At 46.2% G+C, this 6,677-nt stretch carries 4 protein-coding genes; 2 read left to right on the forward strand and 2 right to left on the reverse strand.

Annotated features, from left to right (window positions below; translation table 11 throughout):
- The first annotated feature begins 260 nt into the window (after positions 1 to 260).
- Together ASH01S_RS16885 and ASH01S_RS16890 are read left to right on the forward strand one after the other, a co-directional pair.
- Positions 261 to 905: a hypothetical protein gene (locus ASH01S_RS16885; RefSeq protein ID WP_067929612.1), complete on the forward strand. Its 645-nt coding sequence runs from the start codon at positions 261 to 263 to the stop codon at positions 903 to 905.
- A gap of 106 nt (positions 906 to 1,011) precedes the next feature.
- On the forward strand, positions 1,012 to 2,679 hold the full coding sequence (locus ASH01S_RS16890) for a hypothetical protein (protein ID WP_067929613.1): 1,668 nt from the start codon (positions 1,012 to 1,014) through the stop codon (positions 2,677 to 2,679).
- 51 nt (positions 2,680 to 2,730) lie between these two features.
- On the opposite strand, the gene ASH01S_RS16895 is transcribed toward ASH01S_RS16890, so the two are convergent.
- Positions 2,731 to 4,659 (reverse strand): TnsD family Tn7-like transposition protein, encoded by a 1,929-nt coding sequence (locus ASH01S_RS16895; RefSeq protein WP_083517306.1) that lies wholly within the window; start codon positions 4,657 to 4,659, stop codon positions 2,731 to 2,733.
- Between the two features lie 4 nt (positions 4,660 to 4,663).
- Positions 4,664 to 6,331, reverse strand: a complete 1,668-nt coding sequence (locus ASH01S_RS16900) for an ATP-binding protein (protein WP_217996355.1) — start codon at positions 6,329 to 6,331, stop codon at positions 4,664 to 4,666.
- Between the last annotated feature and the right edge of the window lie 346 nt (positions 6,332 to 6,677).

Below are 6,677 nucleotides of genomic sequence, written 5' to 3' on the forward strand. Positions count from 1 at the left end.
TAGAACAGGGTCGATGGGATGAGGGAAAGGATAGCTATCTTAGACCGCGATTCAATCCGCTCGTCCACATGTAAGCAGTTTGAAAAGAACACGTTCTTATTGGACGGTCGCTCCATGAGCTACATAAAACAAAAACCAACATTGTTGGGGTTGGACTCTCACCCGTGATTATCGATCACATTGATACGGTTACTAATACTACATCCTCTATTCATTGAGCCATGTTGTATAATGTTTCCAAAGTGTCAAGGAGGGTGTAAATGAATTCACATTACCTACTCACGCTCTTGGTCATAGTTGTACCAGGGATTTGCGCGATGGTAATTAGTAGCGTGAAGCACATCGAGAATACTGTTCGAACGGTATTGATTTGGATTTGTCAATACGCTGCCGTAGTGGGACTCGGTGTCGTTTATCTATTCTCGAAAACTCACTATCAAATGTCCAATATGCTTATCATAACGGGTGTAACTTTCTATATCTTATGCATCACTGCGTATCAAGTCATTAAATTCTTCAACAAACGTGTTTTCCTTTCTACACTCTACTTCGTTACGTCAATGTCTGCTGTGGTCGTATCATTCGCCAACCTAAATCGGGGATTTTCTGAAATATATCCGAAGGGATTCTCTCAAGGAACCTTATCTGGCGTTAGTGCCCTGTACTACACGATTAGCACTTTCACTGGATTTGGGAGCCTTGACCCTCTTGATTATCACACTCAAATACTTATTTCTGTAGAGATGATTGCTTCATATATCACGGGAACGGTTCTCATTGCCTTACTGGTTACCGTTCTTGTTGATCACTTCACAAAAAAGGATGACCCGCTGGACGTCTTGTTGAGAGCGTTAAGTCAATATTCAACAAAACTACCTGAGAACGAGACTGACAAAAACGAATAATACACAGTGCCCCATCAGACACCCCACGCCCCTTACAGAAGGTGTGGCACTCAAGGATGTCGAATCGATCACCCTGGAGTATTGGCTCGTAAGGGAGGTTTCTAAAGTGAGAAAGTATCGTCCCCCTTTAACTGAGAACGAAAAGAAGGAGCTTGAACGACTCTCGAAGCTGAATTTTGATGGATGGTCTGAGTCGGATGTTCGTGAGGAGTTCATCGTCCCTCTGCTCATTCTGCTGGGATACCGAAAGAACATGGATTATTCTGTTTCCCGAGAAGAGTCGTACAAGCTCAACCCACTGTTTATTCAATTAGGACGCGACAGAATTAAGCTTGATTATATTTGCTCTGTTCGTAAACAGAAATTCTGGATTATCGAGGCGAAGCCAGGGGGACATCGAATCGATAACAAGATTCCTCCATTGTCAGAAGAAGATATCGCACAAGCCCACTTCTATTCACTTCATCCGTCAGTCGATACCCCTTACTTCGTCGTCACGAACGGGTGGTACATACACTTATATGATAGGGAAGCCGTAAACGAAGGGCTAACACCACTATTGGCATTCAAGCACAGCGACTTACCTTCTGAGTTTATGAAGCTCGATGCGATAATTGGAGCTACCCAGTTGTTATGCGGCTTGAAACAGAGACTATTAAAGAGTGCTGAGATGACATTGAGCGCCGAGGTACATCTCGACCGACTGGACGAATTCGTGCAAGCCATTAAGATGTCTATGAATAAAATACGACCAATGGTGCTTGAGAATTTCAGAAGTAACGCAAAGGTTCAAGAGGCAACCAGGACTGAGGTTGTCGATTCCATGTTGAACACTGCTCCATTGGATTTAATTGTTTCTTCTGTATTTATGGCTTCCAATTCAAGGGGCTTCATGAGGGCTTCATCAGATGTCCTGGCAAGACGGCTAATAAGTTCTCCTCAGTCTATCCAGCATCTTTTCATGACGAATTTACTGATCGAACAGACACGCCCAGTCAGAATTCCTTATTATTATAATGCGTTGGAGTTCCTCATCAGGTTGCAACTTCTTGACCCAACATTCACCCACCAAGGACAGACGATTCAGTCCATAATTGAGAACTGGGTTGAAATGTGTCTCTTTCATTTCTGGAGCCGTAAAGACTTAAGGTATATGTGGCTGGCGGAAGGTCTTATTGGTAGATTGGCGATACGTCTTGTGTACCTGGCACCTCAGGTTCGAAGTGCCATCATATCGAAAACACAATCTCAGATTTACTTTGCACCAGAGGAAGAGGTAGCTTGGATGGGTCCAAGTCCAGCGAGAAATGTGATTGATTTTGTAGAACATGTCATTACCGTCACTTTGGCAAACTTCGTAGACAAGTACATGTCGGACGGAACTATTAAGGAAACTCTCATCAAAGAGGAACTCAGCCGCCTCGCAAAATTAGTCGATACAATTGAGCAACAAGATGATTACAAAAAGATCAGAAGTGAACTGGGGCCATCGTGGGGTGAGCTTCGTTTCTATGATTCCACCAATGTCCAATTCGATGTACTGTCGAGCGGAATTTGCGATATACTGTCCGACCATCCTGACATACTCAATAATTTGAGTGATACCATCAAGAAAAGAATTGCTTTGCAAAGCAGAATCGGTATTGTGAATTACGCCAAAGAGTGTTTATCTATTTTAGGCGACAAATACAGCGCGGAGTCATATGAAGGTCTCGACGTACACGACTACTTTAACCCCGACAAGAATCCCTACTCGTTACTTTCGGAGCAATGACTTTCGTTAACATGGCGCTGTAGATATCCAGATACTCAATTCGCAACATATTCATACCCCCACTGTTGGTGGGGGGGTGTCGTTGTCAAAACGCTCCCTTAACCGATATACCACTTCTCCCCGAATCCCCGCCTTCCTAACAATCCGCCACCATTGCAGGTCCTGACCCTCGAATTCAATCTCCTGCATTGCCCACTTGATTCGCCGAATCTGAAAATCCTCAACGGTTTCCCTTACCGATTCCAAATAGGATTTGGTCTGCGGCATTTTACTCAAATGCTTTTCCAGCAAGGACAAGCAACCGATTCGCTTCCCGATTCTGCTGATAGAAATCCGCTCTGGCTTACCGTCAGATGTAAGAATCCTCGTCACCTCAGTCTGCACCAAAGAAAGAATCTCCTCATCCCGCCGTCTCCAGTCAACCCGCGATTTCGTTGCAATCACCTTCTTCGGTCGTGGTGAGTGTTCCATCAACCAACTCTTGTCGTTCCGATACAGCCATGTATACAGTGCTTTGTTCATCCGCCTAAGTTCCGTTCGTGACTTGTGCCCGTTCTGTTTCACCAATTCAATCCAAGCTTGTCGCTGACGCTCCCGAAGGTCATCGGAAATCGGAGACGATGCCTGAATGAGGGATTGCTGGACTACATCTGCGTACTTCTTCACCGTGTTGACATCGACGTGCAGTCTTCGGGCGATCTCCCGCAAGCTCAAGTTCTCTTGTAAGAGTTCACAGAGTTTCTGCTCCCAAACCGCGCCCAATGTTTTAATCCTCCCGATCCTGTACTTATCATCCTCGTTAGTGTCTGGTCCCTTCCTGGTGTATACAAACCCACAGGAACAGGTGAAGGTTCCAATTGGACTCTTCTTCTTGTTGTCGTATCCAATCGATAACTCTTTAACAACGGGTTGGAGATAGTGGTCGGCTGCTGGATTTAAGCATAGCCATGGGGATGCTCCAAAGGGTTGGTTCACTGGCTCTCTGGTAAACAGGTCATCTAAGCTCATATCGAGAAACTGCGCTAAGAGCAGGTGTCGTAGTGGATGAAATGTCTTACGGTGCTTTCTTACGATTGCCTGCAACCAATTGTCTTCCCGCTCCGAAACAGAGGATTGCATGACCTCCAAAAACGGTTCCCCATAATAGTTTAAAAACGCACGCCGAAACTCCACTTGTCTCACATGACCATGTACGTTGGCAAGCCCAATCTCCTTTAAGCGTTCGACGTAGTGGTTCGCAAACCATTCCATCGGACGATTTGGATAGGTCAACTGCAGTAACTTATCCACATTATCCGCAATCGCAAGATATTTTGTGGATAACTCACCATCCTCCAACAAAACGGTTATCTTTGAAACTGCATTGTGCCAAGCTGACATTTCATTTTGTCTGTAAACGTCATTGCTGTTCACGCTGTTCTCCCACATTGCCTGAAGATTATCTTCTTGGGCGGCTGAAATAAACTCGTGCCTATTCATGGGCAACGAACGACTTCGACACAACGGACTCCTGTGAATCGGGCATATATAGACCCCAGGTACTTGATGAACTCGATGCCAATACGGCTCGCCCCAACGTGTCCTATCCTCTTCAAAACATTTAGGGCAGTATTTGAGCGTCTTATCTGTACTGATTGAGCTTGCCATAATACCAAGTCGATTGTGAACGGAGTGTCCAAGGTCGCCCTTCATGGACTCAAAAACGAGGCTTGCGCGTTTAGGCGGGAGAAAGGCACTATGAAACGGATAGAGGGTGTGTGCCGTGATTAGCCTTTCAGATGAGTAGGGGTGATGCACTGGAAGATGCTCAATCAATGTATCGAAATGAGCAGGCAGATCGATGACAGCAGTTACCGTTGTGGTTCCATATAGATCCATTATGGTTGCTTTTGGGCTGATATTTCCACTTTTCGCGTGAAACCGAGCCAACACACTATAGAAAAGTTCATCAGGAAATGGCGTTGGAAAGAACGCGACCATCCCCTCACCCCACTACAAATAAAGGATCACTCGAAGTGGGTCTAATGATCCTGTTTTCCTTCAGTGTTTGATACGCGGTCAGACCTTTTTTCTTCCCGTCAGCAACGAGGATGCGGATGTCTCCTTGGGTAACAGCCTGTCCCTGCGAAGTTGATCGCTCATCAGTTTGCTCCGTCACAGCTTGGGCGTGAAGAGCAAGGGCTGTTTTCACAACAGCGGGCACGGTCAGTGTTCCCTTGCCCTCCATCACCTTCTTCACCAGTCTTTTAGCGATCCCAGGTGGAATTTCAAGCTCCACCAACTTTACGATGGACTCTTCTTCAATACTGAGCGCTTGTCGTTCAGTCTGCTTCTTCTTGGCAACCTGTAGCTCCCTGATTTTCTCACTGATCCTAATCGACGAGGACTCCTTCTCCATAAACTGACCTAAATCGATGGGTCGAATATCTTCGTATTGAGCGACTTTGCGTAGGTCTCCAGAGCGCAATGCGTCGATCATCGGCTGAACCAACTGTAGATTTTCCTTTGCCACCTGCCGAAACAAGGACGCACTCAGTGTCTCTTTGCCAGTTGACATGGCACGGATCTGCGCCATGACAAAAATCTTCACAGCAATGTCCGTGATCCCCTGACTAAGATCATACAATTCAGCACTCAATTCGGGTGTCAAGGGAACGGGATGCCTAACCCATTGATTGTCCCACATACCCTCAAGCAAAAGATCCCAACTGGCATCCCGCTTCATTCGTTCCCAGACCATATCGCCTTGTCCACTGCCTCGTCTTGCCTGTCTGAACTGCGACTGTAAGACCCCTATCGCTTTGTTGGTACCGACCAGGACGACAGGGATTCCGATGGTATTCACCAGCGTGACGAAGTAATTTAGCATTTTCTCGGAACCCTGGCTCTTCGCTGTACTAAGGTGTTGTATTTCATCAATGACAAGCAACCCCAATCCATATGTACGCGAAATCTGAGCCATGGCAGGTTGAAGTGCACTGATCGGGTAGCGGGCAGAACCATATTGCTTGTAGTACCGCGTTCCTAACAACAGATCCACGTTCCGAAAAAAATCTATCGTTAATCCCTTGATCGATCCGTCATATGGGCAGTCCAACTTTAGCCACACCAACTGATACTGGCTAAATTCCATTCCTCTGTAATTGGAGTGGACGATGACCTGGGGATAGAACGCCAGGATTCTGTTGATAGCCGTGCTTTTTCCGAGTCCGCTTGGTCCGATAAGGGTCAGCGCCGACTGGGTTGTACGAAATCCCTGGATCCTACTCAAGTCTACGTTACGGTTTCGCATCCAATCTTGCCCACCGTTCATTTGTTCAACAAAGCCAGGTTGAATTGGGTTTCGGTATACATACCCCTGCCGAATGAGCCGTGAAATGCGACTCTCCAAATCAAGGTGCATCGAAAGGGGTTGGAAATACTGAAAAAGTCGTTGTACCAGATGAAAACGAACATGCGTCTCCAACTGCCTTTCGCTCGGATCAAATGGTGGGTAAAAAGCCAAGTGATCGATCACTTCCTCCTGCGACAATATGGTTGGAAGCGCCTCAATGTAGGGGTTATACCTATAATCCGATACGGTCTGTTCCCTATACTCAGCCTGGACACCTTCGCCGCCATTCGGAATGAGAACCTTATTCATCGCTTCCATTGCGCTTCTCCTTCTGTTTTTTCTTCAGTAAATTTAATTCTGGGCTGAGTTCGTCATCGACAGTTGCTGGATTCAGTTGGATCACTTGCCCCTCATTCATTTCCTGAGACCTTGGTTGTATGCCGCATAATAAAAGTGCAGAAAACCGCAGCGTAAAATTGCAGAGTTAATCTGCGTTTTACGGGCGGAAAGTGAATAGGCACTTGCAACACCACTCTGCCAATTCTACCCTTGGGTTTGCCGATAACCTGGGGGAGATGAGAGAGGATGTTGAAAGTGCCACAGCAACAGTATATCAAGTTTCTCTACGAGAATGAGGATTATTCGATCTCAGAGATCGCCAGGG

The sequence above is a fragment of the Alicyclobacillus shizuokensis NBRC 103103 genome (assembly GCF_001552255.1).
In the GTDB taxonomy this organism is placed as follows: domain Bacteria; phylum Bacillota; class Bacilli; order Alicyclobacillales; family Alicyclobacillaceae; genus Alicyclobacillus_G; species Alicyclobacillus_G shizuokensis.